Genomic DNA, 16305 nt, shown 5'->3' on the forward strand with positions numbered 1-16305 from the left:
GTCACCTTGTCGACATTGGAGCCCGCACCAAGTGAGCGCGCGAACCACCCAGAGGGGCGCCGGTGACACCGCCGGCGAGCGGAGCGGGGAGAGGGCATGAGCCCGTACGACTCCGACCCGACCGACCGGCTCGTGGCGGGCGCCGCCGACGGCGAGGACCAGGCCGTCGAGGCGGCGCTGCGGCCCCGGCAGCTCGACGAGTTCATCGGCCAGGAGCGGGTGCGCGAGCAGCTGTCACTGGTGCTCCAGGCCGCCCGTCAGCGTGGCGCCGCCCCTGACCACGTGCTGCTCAGCGGTCCGCCCGGGCTGGGCAAGACCACCCTGTCGATGATCATCGCCGCCGAGCTGGGCGCGCCGATCCGGATCACCTCCGGCCCGGCGATCCAGCACGCCGGCGACCTCGCGGCGATCCTCTCCTCGCTGACCGAGGGCGAGGTGCTCTTCCTCGACGAGATCCACCGGATGTCCCGGCCCGCCGAGGAGATGCTCTACATGGCGATGGAGGACTTCCGGGTCGACGTGATCGTCGGCAAGGGCCCGGGCGCCACCGCCATCCCGCTGGAGCTGCCGCCCTTCACCCTGGTCGGCGCCACCACCCGGGCCGGACTGCTGCCGCCGCCGCTGCGCGACCGGTTCGGCTTCACCGGGCACATGGAGTTCTACGCCCCGGCCGAGCTCCAGCGCGTGGTGCACCGCTCGGCCGCCCTGCTGGACGTCGAGATCGACACGGCCGGCGCCGCCGAGATCGCCGGCCGCTCCCGGGGCACCCCGCGCATCGCCAACCGGCTGCTGCGCCGGGTCCGCGACTACGCCCAGGTCCGGCACGACGGCGTCGTCACCGTGGAGATCGCCCGCCACGCGCTGGACGTCTACGAGGTCGACGCCCGCGGGCTGGACCGGCTTGACCGTGCGGTGCTGGACGCGCTGCTGCGGCTGTTCGGCGGCGGCCCGGTCGGGCTGTCGACCCTGGCCGTCGCGGTGGGGGAGGAGTCCGAGACGGTCGAGGAGGTGGCCGAACCCTTCCTGGTCCGCGAGGGTCTGCTGGCCCGGACGCCGCGCGGTCGGATCGCCACCGCCGCCGCCTGGCAGCACCTCGGTCTCACCCCGCCGGTCCAGACCACCCGGGGGGCCGTACCGGCACAACCGGACCTTTTCCGGCCGGAACAGGGCTGAACGGGTGAGGTCGGAGCGTGTGTGCACCGTGCACGCCCGCGCCGGGGGCAGTCGGAGAAGTCGTGAGGGAAGTCCCGGGAAACAGTGCAGGCGGAGGGTCGCCACTTTCGGCGGCAGGATGCGATGCTTGGCGTTGTCCGATCAGTTCGGGGTCGCCTAGACTCCGCCGGACCGCCCCTCTCACCCGACGGGACGACCAATACCACACAGGCCGCCGGCCGGCGGCCCGCTAAGGACCCTGGCTGCAGTGAACCTCATCATCCTTCTCCTCCCGATCATCGCGATCGTGCTCATGTTCCGGTCGCAGAAGAAGCGCCAGCAGCAGATGCAGAAGATGCAGACCGCGCTGGAGCCAGGGGCGGGGGTGCGCACCATCGGCGGCCTGTACGCCCAGGTGAAGGCGGTCAACGACGAGACCGTCGAGCTGGAGATCGCGCCCGGCGTGGTCGCCTACTTCACCAAGAGCGCGATCGCCGCCGTGCTGGACCCCGCGGAGTACGACGCGATCATCAACGGCCGCCCGGTCGACGACGAGCTGTCCGAGGCCTCCGACGAGGACGCCGAGATCGAGCCGGCGGACGAGAAGCCGCTGTCGCTCAGCAAGGACGGCGCCGAGAAGGCCGAGGCCGAGGGCGGGGCTCCCGCGAGCAAGTAGTACGGTCGGGCACCCGCCCGGTCGCGCGGCGAATCGCCGCGAGCCCACAGGACTCAGGGCCGCAGTTCCGCCACACCCCGTCCAGCCACGCGCAGGGCGGGGTCCGGTGGGGGGAAGTGGCATGGACAGGGAGAAACGAGCAAGGTGGCAACACCCAAGTCGCGCCCGCGCGACGGCTACCCAGGGAGGGCGCTGGCCCTCATCCTGGTCGTCACCGTCGGACTGGTCGCCCTCATGTTCGGGACGGGTCACACCAAGCCCCGCCTCGGGATCGACCTCGCAGGCGGCACCAGCATCACGCTGAGCGCGAAGTCGACCGACCCCAAGGCGATCAACAAGTCCAACATGGACATCGCCACCGGGATCATCGAGCAGCGGGTCAACGGGATGGGTGTCTCCGAGGCGGAGGTCCAGACCCAGGGCGACCAGAACATCATCGTCAACATCCCCAAGGGCGGTGACAAGCAGACCGCGGCCGACCAGGTCGGATCCACCGCGAAGCTGTACTTCCGCCCGGTCCTCGCCCTCGCTCCGAGCGGCCTCCAGGCCCCGGCGCCGTCCGCGACCCCCTCGGCGAGCGGCAGCGCCGCCCCGAGCGCCACGGGAACCCCGAGCGCCGCCGCGTCGGCCTCGGCCGGAACCACCGCGGCCGCGCCCAGCGCGAGCGCCACCAAGCAGGGCCGGCCGGTCGGCGAGGCCCTCGCGGCCGACGCCACCCCGACCGCTGCCGCCACCGGCGCCGCGGCCACCGGTACCCCGTCCGCGGCCGCCACGGGCGCCGCCGCGACCGGTACCCCGAGTGCCCCCGCCACCGCCCCCGTCACGCCGGACCTCTCCGCCGCGATGACCTCGGGCACGGTGCCGCCGGAGCTGGCCGCCGAGTTCGCCGCGCTCGACTGCACCAAGCCCGAGCAGCGCCAGAACCACCAGAAGTCCGAGGGTGCGCCGGCCGTCGCCTGCACCCAGAAGGACGAGAACGGGATCTTCTACAAGCTCGCTCTCGGCCCGGTCGCGGTCTTCGGCGCGGACGTCTCCAAGGCGCAGGCCAGCATCGACACCCAGCAGGGCGGCGGCTGGCAGGTCCAGCTGCAGTTCAACGGCAAGGGCACCGACGCGTTCACCGCCGTCACCGGCCAGCTGGCCACCCAGCCCGACCCGACCAACCAGTTCGCCATCGTGCTGGACGGCCAGGTCGTCTCCCACCCGTACGTGCGCAGCGCCATCCCCGGCGGCTCGGCCGTGATCTCGGGCAGCTTCACCCAGTCCGAGGCGCAGGGCCTCGCCAACCAGCTGAGCTTCGGCGCACTGCCGCTGGAGTTCGCCACCAGCGACGTCACCACCGTCTCCCCGCAGCTCGGCGGCGACCAGCTGAAGGCCGGTCTGGTCGCGGGCCTGATCGGCATGGTCCTGGTGGTCCTCTACTCGCTGGTCTACTACCGGGGTCTGGGCCTGGTCTCGATCGCCGGCCTGCTCGTCTCGGCGGCCCTGACCTACTCGATCATGAGCCTGCTCGGCGCCGGGATCGGCTTCGCGCTGAACCTGCCGGCGATCTGCGGTGCGATCGTCGCGATCGGCATCACCGCCGACTCCTTCATCGTGTACTTCGAGCGCATCCGTGACGAGGTCCGCGAGGGGGCCCCGCTGCGGCCGGCCGTCCAGCGTGCCTGGCCGCGCGCCCGGCGCACCATCCTGGTGTCGGACTTCGTCTCGTTCCTCTGTGCCGCCGTGCTCTACGTGGTCTCGGTCGGCAAGGTGCAGGGCTTCGCGTTCACGCTGGGCCTGACCACCGCGCTCGACGTCGTGGTGATCTTCCTCTTCACCAAGCCGCTGATCACGCTGCTGGCGCGCCGGAAGTTCTTCTCCGACGGCCACCCGTGGTCCGGCCTGGACCCGAAGCGGCTGGGTGCCCGCCCGCCGCTGCGCAGCACCCGTCGTCGCACCCCCTCGTCCTCCGCCGCCGTGAAGGGGGCCTGACACCGTGTCACGCTTCTCCAATCTGGGCCACAAGCTCTACCAGGGCGAGGTCAGCTTCGACTTCGTCGGGCGCCGCAAGCTCTGGTACAGCATCTCCGGGGTGATCGTCCTGGTCGCCGCGATCGGCCTGGCGATGGGCCTCCACCTCGGCATCGAGTTCAAGGGCGGCTCGGTCTACACCGTGTCCAAGCCCGGGCTCTCGGTCTCGCAGGCTCAGGAGTCGGTCGACAAGATCGTCGAGTCGCACCCGCTGGTGCAGTCGACCGAGAACGGCAAGATCCGCATCCAGGTCTCCTCCGAGGAGAAGGTCAGCTCCTCGGTCATCACCGAGAGCCTGGCGAAGGAACTCGGTGTCCCGGTCCAGGAGATCGAGGCCCAGGTGATCGGCCCCAGCTGGGGTGAGCAGATCTCCAACAAGGCCCTCACCGGTCTGGTCATCTTCATGATCCTGGTGACGATCTACCTGGCGATCGCCTTCGAGTGGCGGATGGCGGTGGCCGCCCTGGTCGCCCTCATCCACGACCTCCTGATCACCATCGGCGTCTACGCCCTGGTCGGCTTCGAGGTCACCCCGGGCACCGTGATCGGCTTCCTGACCATCCTCGGGTACTCCCTCTACGACACGGTCGTCGTCTTCGACACCGTGAAGGAGAACACCAAGGACCTCACGAAGCAGAACAAGATCACCTACAGCGAGGCGGCCAACGCGGGCCTCAACCAGACCCTGGTCCGCTCGCTCAACACCACGGTGGTCGCCCTGCTCCCGGTGGCGGCGCTGCTGTTCATCGGCGGCGGCTTCCTCGGGGCCGGCACGCTGAACGACATCTCGCTCGCGCTGTTCATCGGCCTCGCGGCCGGTGCCTACTCCTCGATCTGCGTCGCCACTCCGCTGCTGGCGCAGCTGAAGGAGGAGCAGCCGGAGATGAAGGCCCTCGCCAAGCGGGTCGCCCAGCGGCGCGCCGCGGAGGCCAAGGCGGAGGCGGCCAAGGACGCCGTCGTCGAGGACGGGGAGCCCTTCTCCGACGAGGACCAGCCGGCGGGTATGGTCGGTCAGCGCGGCCGGGCGGCCGGCACCACGCGTGCCAAGGGCCGTCCGTCCACCAAGCGCTGATCCCCGCTGACCCCTAAGGACCCTTCGTGACCACCGCCGACACCGCACTGGCCGAGCTGTTGAACAGCCGGATCAGGGACGTCCCGGACTACCCGAAGCCGGGCGTGCTGTTCAAGGACATCGCGCCGCTGCTCGCCGACGCCGAGGCCTTCGCGGCGCTCACCCGGGCGCTGGCGGACCGGGCCAGGGAGCTCGGGGCGACCAAGGTGGTCGGCCTGGAGGCGCGCGGTTTCGTGCTGGCGGCCCCGGCGGCCTTCGCGGCCGGGCTCGGCTTCGTGCCGATCCGCAAGCAGGGCAAGCTCCCCGGCGAGGTGTACCGCCGCTCGTACGAGCTGGAGTACGGCTCGGCGACGCTGGAGGTGCAGTGCGACGCCTTCGCGCCCGGCGAGCGGGTGCTGGTGGTGGACGACGTGCTGGCCACCGGCGGGACGATCAGTGCCTCGCTGGACCTGGTGAAGGAGGCCGGCGCCGAGCTCGTGGGCGTCGTGGTCCTGATGGAGCTGGGCTTCCTGGACGGGCGCGAGCGGTTGGCCCCGCACCTGGGCGGCGCTCCGCTGGAGACGCTGGTCACGGTCTGAGGTCCTCCTCGGTCAACGCTGCGACGGGCGGCGGTCGGAATCATCCGGCCGCCGCCCGTCGGCGTTCCGGGCCGGGCAGGACCGGACAGGACCGGACAGGACCGGGCCGTTCGTGTCGGTCGTGTGTCCGGTGCGTGTCCGGGGGCGGCCGACCGAACGCCCCGGCGCCCGGCTCGGTACCATGAAGATTCATCCCCTCCCGGTTGTGCGAGTCGCGCGATCCGCGCGGAGGGGCAGGCCGAGCGCCCCGAGGAGTGTCCTTGCCCGACGAGGTTGTGCCCACGGCCGCTGCGGCCGCCCCCGAGAACCGGCCCACGCCCTCGGGGGCCACCCCGGCACGCCCGGCGTCGACCCCGTCCCGCCAGGTCGCCCCGGCGGGTCGCCCGTCCACCGCCGGTGGCATGCGCGCGCGCCTCGCCCGGCTCGGCGGCCAGCGCTCCAGCGTGCTCAACCCGGTGCTGGAGCCGCTCTTCCGGTCCATCCGGGCCAACGACCCGAAGGCCGACCCGGCGCTGCTGCGCGACATCGAGAAGGCGTACGCGGTCGCCGAGAAGTGGCACCGGGGGCAGAAGCGCAAGAGCGGCGACCCGTACATCACCCACCCGCTGGCCGTGGCCACCATCCTGGCCGAGCTGGGCATGGACGCCCCGACCCTGATGGCCGGGCTGCTGCACGACACCGTCGAGGACACCGACTACGGGCTGGAGACCCTGCGCAAGGACTTCGGCGACTCGGTGGCCCTGCTGGTGGACGGCGTCACCAAGCTGGACCGGGTGAAGTTCGGCGAGGCCGCGCAGGCCGAGACGGTCCGCAAGATGGTCGTCGCGATGGCCAAGGACCCCCGGGTCCTGGTGATCAAGCTGGCCGACCGCCTGCACAACATGCGCACCATGCGCTACCTCAAGCGGGAGAAGCAGGAGAAGAAGGCCCGCGAGACGCTGGAGATCTACGCCCCGCTGGCGCACCGGCTGGGCATGAACACCATCAAGTGGGAGCTGGAGGACCTCGCCTTCGCGATCCTCTACCCCAAGATGTACGACGAGATCGTCCGGCTGGTCGCCGAGCGCGCCCCCAAGCGGGACGAGTACCTGGCCACCGTCATCGACCAGGTCCAGGGCGACCTGCGCGGTGCCCGGATCACCGCCTCCGTCACCGGCCGGCCGAAGCACTACTACTCGGTCTACCAGAAGATGATCGTCCGGGGCCGGGACTTCGCCGAGATCTACGACCTGGTGGGCATCCGGGTCCTGGTCGACACCGTCCGCGACTGCTACGCGGCGCTGGGCACCATCCACGCGCGGTGGAACCCGGTACCGGGGCGGTTCAAGGACTACATCGCGATGCCCAAGTTCAACATGTACCAGTCGCTGCACACCACGGTGATCGGTCCCGGGGGCAAGCCCGTCGAGCTGCAGATCCGCACCTTCGACATGCACCGCCGGGCCGAGTACGGCATCGCGGCGCACTGGAAGTACAAGCAGCGCGCGGTGGCCGGCGCCTCCAAGGTCCGCACCGACACCCCGACCCAGACCCGCAAGGACGACAAGGCCGGCGCCGTCAACGAGATGGCCTGGCTGCGGCAGCTGCTGGACTGGCAGAAGGAGACCGCGGACCCGAGCGAGTTCCTGGAGTCGCTCCGCTTCGACCTGGCCAGCAACGAGGTCTTCGTCTTCACGCCCAAGGGCGACGTCATAGCGCTGCCGGCCGGCGCCACCCCGGTGGACTTCGCCTTCGCGGTGCACACCGAGGTCGGCTACCGGACCATAGGGGCCCGGGTGAACGGGCGGCTGGTGCCGCTGGAGTCGACCCTGGAGAACGGCGACGCCGTCGAGGTCTTCACCTCCAAGGCGGAGAACGCCGGCCCCTCGCGGGACTGGCTCGGCTTCGTCAAGTCGCCGCGGGCCCGCAACAAGATCCGCGCCTGGTTCTCCAAGGAGCGCCGCGAGGAGGCGATCGAGCAGGGCAAGGACGCCATCGCCCGGGCGATGCGCAAGCAGGGCCTGCCGATCCAGCGGATCCTGACCGGCGACTCGCTGGTCACCCTGGCCCACGAGATGCGCTACCCGGACATCTCCTCGCTCTACGCGGCGATCGGCGAGGGCCACGTCGCGGCGCAGAACATCGTCCAGAAGCTGGTGCAGGCGCTGGGCGGCGAGGAGGGCGCGACCGAGGACCTCGCCGAGACGGCGACGCCGACCCACGACAACCGCCGGGCGGCGCGCCGCCGGGCCAAGGGCGACCCCGGCGTGATCGTCAAGGGCGTCGAGGACGTCTGGGTCAAGCTGTCGCGCTGCTGCACCCCGGTACCGGGCGACACCATCGTCGGCTTCGTCACCCGCGGCAACGGTGTCTCGGTGCACCGCGCCGACTGCGTCAACGTGGAGGCGCTCAGCCAGCAGCCCGAGCGGATGATCGACGTCGAGTGGGCGGCCACCCAGTCCTCGGTCTTCCTGGTGGCCATCCAGGTCGAGGCGTTGGACCGCTCCCGGCTGCTCTCGGACGTCACGAGGGTCCTCTCGGACCAGCACGTCAACATCCTGTCGGCGGCGGTGCAGACCTCCCGCGACCGGGTGGCGATGAGCCGGTTCACCTTCGAGATGGGCGACCCGAAGCACCTGGGCCACGTGCTCAAGGCGGTCCGCGGCGTCGAGGGCGTCTACGACGTCTACCGGGTCACCTCGGCCCGCAAGTAGCGGTACGCGCGGCGGCAGCCGCCGCACGGTCGGCGGCGACGGAAAGGCCCCCGGGAACTGGCGAGTTCCCGGGGGCCTTCCTCGTGTCCGGCGGCCTCGGATCAGCCGCTGAACTCCTCCTGGCTCTTGTGCGCCTGCTCCAGCAGGGTCCGGACGCCCGACAGCTCGGACTCCAGCTTGGCGGTCCGGCCGGCGTTGCCGGCCGCGCGGGCCTTGTCCAGGTCGGCCTGGATCTTGTCCGCCTTGGCCTGGAAGAGGCCGACCATGCCGGCGGCACGGGCCTTGGCCTCCGGGTTGGAGCGCTTCCACTCGGAGTCCTCGACCTCGCGGATCGCCCGCTCGACCGTGTTCAGCCGGCCGTCCAGCTTCGGCCGGGCGTCGCGCGGCACGTGACCGATCGCCTCCCAGCGCTCGTTGATCTCGCGCAGGGCCGCCTTGGCGGCCTTGAGGTCGGTGATCGGCAGGATCGCCTCGGCCTCGGAGGCCAGGGCCTCCTTGAGCTTCTGGTTGGCGACCTGCTCGGCGTCACGCTCGCTGAACACCGCCGAGCGCGCCTGGAAGAAGACGTCCTGGGCGCCGCGGAACCGCGCCCACAGCTCGTCCTCGACGTCGCGCTGGGCGCGGCCGGCGGCCTTCCAGCGCGCCATCAGATCGCGGTAGCGGGCCGCGGTGTCGCCCCACTCGGTGGAGGAGGAGAGCGACTCGGCCTCGACGGCCAGCGCCTCCTTGGTGGCCCGGGCCTGGTCGCGCTCGGCGTCCAGGGACGCGAAGTGCGACTTGCGGTGCTTGGAGAACACCGAGCGGGCGTGCGAGAAGCGGTGCCACAGCTCGTCGTCGCTCTTGCGGTCCAGCCGGGGCAGGCCCTTCCAGGTGTCGACCAGGGCGCGCAGGCGGTCGCCGGCCTCCCGCCACTGGGTGGACTCGGCGAGCTGCTCGGCCTCGGCGACCAGCGCCTCCTTGGCGGTGCGGGTCTCGTCCTGGGCCTTGGCCCGGGCGGCCTTGCGCTCCTCGCGGCGGCTCTCGATCTCGCCCGTGAGCGTGTCCAGCCGCTTGGCCAGCGCCGCCAGGTCACCGACCGCGTGCGCCTCGGTGACCTGCTCGCGCAGGTGCTCCAGCGCGGCCTGGGCGTCCTTGGCGGCCAGGTCGGTGGTGCGCACCCGCTTCTCCAGCAGGCCGATCTCCACCTCGATGCCCTGGTACTTGCGCTCGAAGTAGGCGAGCGCCTCCTCGGGCGAGCCGGCCTGCCAGGAACCCACGACGCGTTCGCCGTCGGCCGTCCTGACGTAGACCGTGCCCTGCTCGTCGACACGGCCCCACGGGTCGCTGCTCATAGCGCGTCCTCCACATGACGTCGCGTCCGCGCCGGGGCGGTCCGCATCCGTCGTCCACAGTTGATGTGCGGCGGACCGATGAGTCCGCCGTCCCCGTCCGCCGAGTACTGCTGCCGAGGGTGACGGCCGGCGGGTCTGGGCACCCTATACAAAGCCAACATAGGCGACCAGTCCCGGTGCTGTCCGCATCCGGGCCGGGCGATTTCGGGCCGGGACCGCGCCGGCGCGCCCCTCACGGGCGGCGCCGGGCGGTCCCGGGACCGGTCAACCCTTCGCGGTCGTCACCGTGTTGAAGGTGACGTCGGCCATCGGGTGGCCGTCCCCGCCGCCCTCCAGGGTGCCCGCGGCGGCGATCTTCTGGACCACGTCCAGACCGCCGGTGATCTTGCCGAACGGCGTGTAGTTCGGGCCGAGCTGGGTGTCCTTGTAGACGAGGAAGAACTGGCTGCCGTTGGTCCCCGGGCCGGAGTTGGCCATGGCCACGGTGCCCGCCGGGTAGGTGGCGCCGGTCAGGTTCTCGTCGGCGAACTTGTAGCCCGGGCTGCCGGTGCCGCCGGGCGTGGTGGCGCTGGCGGTCGGGTCGCCGCACTGCAGCACGAAGATGCCGCTCGTGGTCAGGCGGTGGCACTTGGTGTGGTCGAAGAACTGCTCGCCGGAGAGGAAGGCGAAGGAGTTCACCGTGTGCGGGGCCTTGGCCGCGTCCAGGGTGAGCGTCACCTTGCCGCAGTTGGTGTCCAGCGTCGTGGTGTAGGTGGCCGCGGTGTCGATGCTCATGGCCGGCTCGGCCTGCCACTGCTTGCCGTTCGGCGCGCCCGGCGCCGGGTCCGCGCACCCCTCGACCGGCTTGCGGGTCGGGACGGTGGGCTCGGTCGGGGTCGAGGTGGGAGCGGCCTGGGCGGAGGCCGAGTCCTTCTTGTCGTCCGAGTCGAAGGCGCCGGTCGCGATGAGCGTGCCGCCGCCGGCCAGCACGACCACGGCGAGCGAGGCGCCCAGAATCGTGTTGCGGCGCTTGCGCGCGGCCCTCTCGGCGACCCGGCGCTCCATCTGGCGCTCGTACTTGTCGCGGGCGAGCTGCCGCCGCCGCTGTTCGCTGCTGACCACCGGCTCAGTCTCCTACGGATGTGCGGTCTCGGACGTGGGGGCTTCGTGTGCGGATGTCGATGCGGATCATCGCATCCATCGGCGGCCAAGTGTAGGGACCGCGACCGTAAGAACGGGGTGAACCTGTCAGGTCGAGGTGAACCTGTCACGCGGATCTGGTTCGCAACCGGGCCCGCCCCGCCGGTAGGCTGCCCCTACATCACAGTTCGTAGCCGCATCCCGTAGCCGCCGCTGCGACCGACGCCCGAAGACCGACACCCGAAGGACGCGCGCGTGTTCATCGCCGGATTCCCCGCTGGAGCCTGGGGCACCAACTGCTACCTGGTCGCTCCGGCGCCGGGCGAGGAGTGCGTCATCGTCGACCCCGGCCACCAGGCCGCGCAGGGTGTCGAGGAGCTGATCCGCGAGCACCGCCTGAAGCCGGTCGCGGTCCTGCTCACCCACGGCCACATCGACCACGTCGCCTCGGTGGTCCCGGTCTGCGGCGCCAAGGGCGTCCCGGCCTGGATCCACCCCGAGGACCGCTACATGATGAGCGACCCGGAGAAGGCGCTCGGCCGCTCGCTCGGCACCCAGCTGATGGGCGAACTCACCGTCGGCGAGCCCGACGACGTGCGCGAGCTGACCGACGGCAGCGTGCTGGAGCTGGCCGGCCTCGCCCTCACCGTCGACCACGCCCCCGGCCATACCGGGGGGTCGGTGACGTTCCGGACACCCGGCGCCGAGGACCTCCCTCCGGTGCTCTTCTCGGGTGACCTGCTCTTCGCCGGCTCCATAGGGCGAACCGACCTCCCGGGCGGGGACGGCGAGGCGATCATGCGCTCGCTGGCCCGGGTGTGCCTGCCCCTCGACGACGCCACCGTGGTCCTCTCCGGCCACGGCGGACAGACCACCATCGGCCGTGAGCGCGCCACCAACCCCTACCTCCGACAGGCAGCGGGGGCGTCCGGCGCCCCGGCCTTCCCGCGACGAGGAATGTGACGGAAGAGAAGTTGAGCACCTTCACCGCCCCCAAGGGCACCTACGACCTGCTGCCCCCCAGCTCCGCGACCTTCCTGGCGATCCGCGAGGCGATCGCCGCGCCCGCCCGCCGGGCCGGCTACGGCTACGTCGAGACCCCGGTCTTCGAGGACGTGAAGCTCTTCTCCCGCGGCGTCGGCGAGTCCACCGACATCGTCTCCAAGGAGATGTACAGCCTCACCACCAAGGGCGGCGACGAGCTCGCGCTGCGCCCCGAGGGCACGGCCTCGGTGCTCCGCGCCGCGCTCCAGGCGAACCTGCACAAGCAGGGCAACCTCCCGGTCAAGCTCTGGTACTCCGGCTCGTACTACCGCTACGAGCGCGCGCAGAAGGGCCGCTACCGCCAGTTCTCGCAGGTCGGCGCCGAGGCGATCGGCGCGGAGGACCCGGCGCTGGACGCCGAGTTGATCATCCTGGCCGACGACGCCTTCCGGTCGCTGGGCCTGAGCGACTACGCGCTGCTGCTCAACAGCCTCGGCGACAAGCAGTGCCGCCCGGTCTACCGCACCGCGCTGATCGAGTTCCTGGACGGCCTGGACCTCGACGAGGACACCCGCCGCCGCGCCGGGATCAACCCGCTGCGCGTCCTGGACGACAAGCGCGAGTCGGTGCAGGCCCAGCTCGTCGGCGCCCCGATGCTGCGCGACTTCCTCTGCGAGGACTGCAAGGCGTACGACGAGAAGGTGCGCGAGCTGCTCACCGCCAACGGCGTGGCCTTCACCGACGACCCCAAGCTGGTCCGCGGCCTGGACTACTACACCCGCACCACCTTCGAGTTCGTGCACAACGGCCTCGGCGCCCAGTCCGCGATCGGCGGCGGCGGCCGGTACGACGGCCTCTCCGAGATGATCGGCGGCCCCGCGCTGCCGTCCGTCGGCTGGGCCCTGGGCGTGGACCGCACCTTCCTCGCGCTGGAGGCCGAGGGCGTCGCCCTCGACCTGCCCGCCGCGACCTCCGTCTACGCCGTCGCGCTCGGCGAGGAGGCCAAGAACGTCCTCTTCGCCAAGGTGGTCGAGCTGCGCCGGGCCGGCGTCGCCACCGACCTCGCCTTCGGCGTCAAGAGCATCAAGAACGCCATGAAGTCCGCCGACCGGTCCGGCGCCCGCTTCGCGCTCGTCGCCGGGGACCGGGACCTCGCCGAAGGCGTCGTCCAGCTCAAGGACCTGACCACCGGCGAGCAGAACCCCGTCGCCCTCGACGCACTCGTCACCACCCTGAAGGAGAAGCAGCTGTGATCCGCACGCACGACGCGGGCACGCTCCGCCCGGAGCACGCAGGCACCACCGTCACCCTGGCCGGCTGGGTCGCCCGCCGCCGCGACCACGGCGGCGTGGCCTTCATCGATCTGCGCGACGCCTCCGGCACCGTGCAGATCGTGGTCCGCGACCTCGACTCGGTGCACGGCCTGCGCGCCGAGTACTGCGTCAAGGTGGTCGGCGACGTCCGCGTGCGGCCCGAGGGCAACGAGAACCCGGACATCCCGACCGGCGCCGTCGAGGTCGTGGTCAGCGGGATCGAGGTCCTCTCCGAGGCCGCGCCGCTGCCCTTCCCGGTCGCCGAGTACGAGCCCGGCACGGTCAACGAGGAGGTCCGCCTCCGGTACCGCTACCTCGACCTGCGCCGCGAGGGCCCGGCCAAGGGCCTGCGCCTGCGCTCCAAGGTCAACAACATCATCCGCCGGGTGATGGAGGACAACGACTACCTCGACATCGAGACGCCGTACCTCACCCGCTCCACCCCCGAGGGCGCCCGCGACTTCCTCGTCCCGGTCCGCCTCCAGCCCGGCCACTGGTACGCGCTGCCGCAGTCGCCCCAGCTGTTCAAGCAGCTGCTGATGGTGGCCGGCATGGAGCGCTACTACCAGATCGCCCGCTGCTTCCGCGACGAGGACTTCCGCGCGGACCGTCAGCCGGAGTTCACCCAGCTGGACATCGAGGCCTCGTTCGTCGACCAGGAGGACATCCTGGCCCTCGGCGAGAAGATCATCGGCTCGATCTGGCGCGAGGTGCACGGCTACGAGGTCCCGAACCCGCTGCCGCGGATGACCTACGCCGACGCCATGGGCCGCTTCGGCTCGGACAAGCCGGACGTCCGCTTCGGCCAGGAACTCACCGACCTCACCGAGTACTTCCAGGGCACCTCGTTCCGGGTCTTCCAGGCCCCGTACGTCGGCGCCGTGGTCATGCCGGGCGGCGCCTCGCAGCCGCGCAAGCAGCTCGACGCGTGGCAGGACTGGGCCAAGGCGCGCGGCGCCAAGGGCCTCGCCTACGTGCTCATCGACGCCGAGACCGGCGAGCTGCGCGGCCCGGTCGCCAAGAACCTGTCCGAGGAGCACCTGGCCGGCCTGGCCGCCGCCGCGGGCGCCAAGAACGGCGACGCGATCTTCTTCGCGGCCGGCAAGCAGCGCCCCTCGCAGGAGCTGCTCGGCGCCGCCCGTCTGGAGATCGGCCGCCGCTGCGAGCTGATCGACGAGTCCCAGTGGGCCTTCCTCTGGGTCGTCGACTTCCCGATGTTCGAGCCCATCGAGGACGACAAGGGCGAGTTCCAGGGCTGGCACGCGGTGCACCACCCGTTCACCGCCCCGACCGCGGAGTCGCTGGCCACCTTCGACACCGACCCGGGCTCGGCGCTCTCCAACGCCTACGACCTGGTGCTCAACGGTTCGGAGCTGGGCGGCGGTTCGATCCGTATCCACCAGCGGGACGTCCAGAAGCGGGCGTTCGACGCGATCGGCCTCTCCGAGGAGGAGACCGCCTCGCAGTTCGGCTTCCTGCTGGACGCCTTCAACTACGGCCCGCCGCCGCACGGCGGCGTCGCCTTCGGCCTGGACCGGATCGTCACCCTGCTCGGTGGGTACGACACGATCCGGGACGTCATCGCGTTCCCGAAGACGTCCACCGGCGGCGACCCGCTGACCGGTGCGCCCACCCCGATCACCCCGGCGCAGCGTCGCGAGGCCGGCGTCGACGCCCAGCCGAAGGTCCGTGAGGACGCCAAGTCCGAGGCCCAGCCGAAGGCCTGACGCCGCATCCGCCGACATCGGCTAACCTTTCACGGCCCCGGACGGCATCACCGTCGTCCGGGGCCGGTCCACAACGGTGTGTGACAGAGAGAGGGTTCCCCCATGAAGGTCAGTACCAGAGTCGAGTGTCCCGAGGACGCACCCGCCACCAGACGCGTCCACATGGCCGCGTTCCCCGGCCCGGACGAGGCCGACCTGGTGGACGCGCTGCGCCGCGATCCCGCCTGGCTGCCCGGCCTGTCCGTGGTCGCGGTCGACGGCTCCGGGCTCGTGGTCGGGCACGCGCTGCTCACCCGGCTGCGGGTCGGCGAGGGCGAGGGCCTCGCGCTCGCGCCGGTCGCGGTCGCCCCGGAGTGGCAGCGCAAGGGAGTCGGCGAGCTGGTGGTCAAGGCGGCGCTGACCGCAGCCGAGGAGGCCGGCGAGACCCTGGTCGTCGTCCTCGGCGACCCGGAGTACTACGCGCGGTTCGGCTTCCTCCCGGCCCAGCGGCACGAGGTCACCGGCCCCTTCGAGGTGCCGGACGCGTACTTCCAGGTGCTCGCCCTGTCCGGGTACGACGGGTCTCCGCGGGGCCTGTGCCGGTACCCGGAGCCCTTCGTGGCCGTCTAGCCTCCCGGCCGCCCAGGGCCTGACGCCTGGGTCCCGATGCCTGCGGGCCGCTGCCGACGGTCCGACGCCCGGGGCCCGGCGCCGACGGTGCTAGGGCCTGGCGCCGAAGCCGACCGTCGCCCGGCAGCTGCGGACGAACGCGGCCATGGCGGGCGTCAGCCTCCGGTCCTTCGGCCAGTACAGCCCGACCTGGCTCGGGCTGAGTCCCCGCACCGGCCGGTACGCGACATCCTCACGCGGTGCCAGCCGGCTCATCGTTCCCGGGGCGAAACCGATGCCCTGGCCGCACACCACCGCGGTCAGCCACTCGTCGGTGTTGTGCGCCACCGCGCCGATCCGCACAGGTCGCCCGCCCCGCTCCCGGACCGCCAGCCAGTAGTCCCGCCAGTGCCCGGACTCGTGCGGAATCGCCACGAAGGGCTCGTCGAGCAGCTCCTCGAAGTCGATGACCGCACGGTCGGCCAGCCGGTGCCCGGCGGGCAGCGCCGCACAGCGCGGCTCCTCGCCCAGCACGGCGACGTTGTACCGCTCGGACAGCGACGGCGGGGCGTGCCAGAGCGTCAGGTCGATCTCGCCGGTCGCCAGGCCCGAGGTGGGGTCGAACCAGTTGTTCTGCCGCAGCTCCACCTGCCAGCCCGGCATCCGCCGGGTGAAGTCGGCGACCGTGCGCTGGGTCATCAGGTTGATGATGCCGCCCTCGAACCCCACCCGCAGCGTCGAGCCCTGCTCCGCCGAGGCCGCCCGGGTCGCGCGCAGCGCCTCGTCCCACCCGGACATGATCGCGCCGGTGTGCGCGGCCAGCGCCCGGCCCGCCCGGGTGGGCGCCATGCCGCGCCTCGACCGTTCGAACAGCTCCACCCCGAGCAGGGCCTCCAGCTGGCGGATCTGCTTGGTCAGCGTCGGCTGGGAGACGAACAGCCGGGCCGCGGCTGCGGTCAGCTGGCCCTCCTCGCAGACCGCGGCGAAGCTGCGCAGCAGCCGGGTGTCCACATCCATGCCCCAAGGTTATGGAACCGGAAATTGGACCCGTCCGGCAGG

General features: G+C 71.7%; 12 protein-coding genes and 1 pseudogene. 10 read left to right on the top strand and 3 right to left on the bottom strand.

Annotated elements, in window-relative coordinates:
• Nucleotides 1-96 precede the first annotated feature (96 nt).
• The 6 genes and pseudogenes from ruvB to PUR56_RS19215 all read left to right on the top strand — a co-directional run.
• Nucleotides 97-1173: a Holliday junction branch migration DNA helicase RuvB gene (gene ruvB / locus PUR56_RS19190; protein WP_329882258.1), complete on the top strand. Its 1077-nt coding sequence runs from the start codon at nt 97-99 to the stop codon at nt 1171-1173.
• A gap of 247 nt (nt 1174-1420) precedes the next feature.
• Entirely contained in the window at nt 1421-1828 is a 408-nt protein-coding gene (yajC, locus tag PUR56_RS19195; RefSeq protein WP_329882256.1) for a preprotein translocase subunit YajC, read from the top strand.
• A gap of 144 nt (nt 1829-1972) precedes the next feature.
• A complete protein-coding gene (gene secD, locus PUR56_RS19200; protein WP_380355381.1) occupies nt 1973-3802 on the top strand; it encodes a protein translocase subunit SecD in 1830 nt (609 codons plus the stop codon).
• Nucleotides 3803-3806: 4 nt separating this feature from the next.
• On the top strand, nt 3807-4913 hold the full coding sequence (gene secF, locus PUR56_RS19205; protein WP_329949837.1) for a protein translocase subunit SecF: 1107 nt from the start codon (nt 3807-3809) through the stop codon (nt 4911-4913).
• Nucleotides 4914-4939: 26 nt separating this feature from the next.
• Nucleotides 4940-5491, top strand: a complete 552-nt coding sequence (locus PUR56_RS19210) for an adenine phosphoribosyltransferase (RefSeq protein WP_329949838.1) — start codon at nt 4940-4942, stop codon at nt 5489-5491.
• A gap of 368 nt (nt 5492-5859) precedes the next feature.
• Nucleotides 5860-8184: pseudogene (locus tag PUR56_RS19215) on the top strand (RelA/SpoT family protein); the annotation flags it as partial.
• Between the two features lie 101 nt (nt 8185-8285).
• On the opposite strand, the gene PUR56_RS19220 reads toward PUR56_RS19215, so the two are convergent.
• Nucleotides 8286-9515, bottom strand: a complete 1230-nt coding sequence (locus tag PUR56_RS19220) for a DUF349 domain-containing protein (RefSeq protein WP_329882253.1) — start codon at nt 9513-9515, stop codon at nt 8286-8288.
• A gap of 264 nt (nt 9516-9779) precedes the next feature.
• Nucleotides 9780-10616 (bottom strand): peptidylprolyl isomerase, encoded by an 837-nt coding sequence (locus PUR56_RS19225; protein ID WP_329949839.1) that lies wholly within the window; start codon nt 10614-10616, stop codon nt 9780-9782.
• A gap of 273 nt (nt 10617-10889) precedes the next feature.
• Between PUR56_RS19225 and PUR56_RS19230 the strand changes: the two genes are divergently transcribed.
• The 4 genes from PUR56_RS19230 to PUR56_RS19245 all read left to right on the top strand — a co-directional run bounded on the left by PUR56_RS19230 (nt 10890) and on the right by PUR56_RS19245 (nt 15267).
• Nucleotides 10890-11597, top strand: a complete 708-nt coding sequence (locus PUR56_RS19230; RefSeq protein WP_329949840.1) for an MBL fold metallo-hydrolase — start codon at nt 10890-10892, stop codon at nt 11595-11597.
• 11 nt (nt 11598-11608) lie between these two features.
• Nucleotides 11609-12871 (top strand): histidine--tRNA ligase, encoded by a 1263-nt coding sequence (gene hisS / locus PUR56_RS19235; RefSeq protein WP_329949841.1) that lies wholly within the window; start codon nt 11609-11611, stop codon nt 12869-12871.
• Nucleotides 12868-14658, top strand: a complete 1791-nt coding sequence (gene aspS, locus PUR56_RS19240; protein ID WP_329949842.1) for an aspartate--tRNA ligase — start codon at nt 12868-12870, stop codon at nt 14656-14658. Before hisS ends, aspS begins: the two co-directional genes overlap by 4 nt.
• A 102-nt stretch (nt 14659-14760) precedes the next feature.
• The gene (locus PUR56_RS19245; protein WP_329882246.1) at nt 14761-15267 is read left to right on the top strand and encodes a GNAT family N-acetyltransferase; all 507 of its coding nucleotides are present in this window, start codon (nt 14761-14763) and stop codon (nt 15265-15267) included.
• A 90-nt stretch (nt 15268-15357) separates the two neighbouring features.
• Here the strand turns inward: PUR56_RS19245 and PUR56_RS19250 are convergent, their stop codons facing one another.
• Entirely contained in the window at nt 15358-16263 is a 906-nt protein-coding gene (locus PUR56_RS19250; protein ID WP_329949843.1) for a LysR family transcriptional regulator, read from the bottom strand.
• Nucleotides 16264-16305 lie beyond the last annotated feature (42 nt).

Source organism: Streptomyces sp. BE303, assembly GCF_036290945.1.
In the GTDB taxonomy this organism is placed as follows: domain Bacteria; phylum Actinomycetota; class Actinomycetes; order Streptomycetales; family Streptomycetaceae; genus Kitasatospora.

What these genes read in the sequence shown, in the direction of transcription:
- ruvB (WP_329882258.1), top strand. Translation starts at nt 97, where the DNA reads ATGAGCCCGTACGACTCCGACCCGACCGACCGGCTCGTGGCGGGCGCC.
- PUR56_RS19220 (WP_329882253.1), bottom strand. Translation starts at nt 9,515, where the DNA reads ATGAGCAGCGACCCGTGGGGCCGTGTCGACGAGCAGGGCACGGTCTAC.
- PUR56_RS19250 (WP_329949843.1), bottom strand. Translation starts at nt 16,263, where the DNA reads ATGGATGTGGACACCCGGCTGCTGCGCAGCTTCGCCGCGGTCTGCGAG.
- PUR56_RS19245 (WP_329882246.1), top strand. Translation starts at nt 14,761, where the DNA reads ATGAAGGTCAGTACCAGAGTCGAGTGTCCCGAGGACGCACCCGCCACC.